Annotated in this window: 1 pseudogene; it reads right to left on the reverse strand. The window is 54.7% G+C overall.

Annotated features, from left to right (window positions below):
• Positions 1 to 404: pseudogene (locus EN780_RS39615) on the reverse strand (hypothetical protein); the annotation flags it as partial.
• Positions 405 to 415 lie beyond the last annotated feature (11 nt).

Raw genomic sequence — 415 nt, forward strand, 5'->3', positions numbered from 1 at the left:
CAGACTCCAGTTCGGCGCACTGTTGTTTCTTGCGGCGGCGGCGGAGGCGGCACCACCGCCTTGGTGCTCTGGCGGACGGCGTCGACGGGAACCAAGGTTATCACCGGAGGGTTCGGAAAATGATCCAACGTTGCGCCGGTCACCGCATCAACACCGACGCCAATCAAGCCTCCGACCAAAATGTTTCCGGCGAGCCCGGCAGCACCGTTTCCACTCATTTTGGTAGCGATGTATTTGCTGCCTGGCTTGTAGCCTTCCTTCTCGGCGAAGGCGGTGATCTTTCCGGCTTGCTCTTGATCGTCCATTGCCGAATTGTAAATCCAGGGTTTATTGGCGTCCGCTAACAGATGGCTTTGATCGCGAATGAAATTTGGTTTTGAAGAGACACAAGCAAAATATAACAGTGGATCACAAC

Source organism: Mesorhizobium sp. M4B.F.Ca.ET.089.01.1.1, assembly GCF_004022605.1.
GTDB classification, from domain to species: Bacteria; Pseudomonadota; Alphaproteobacteria; order Rhizobiales; family Rhizobiaceae; genus Mesorhizobium; species Mesorhizobium abyssinicae.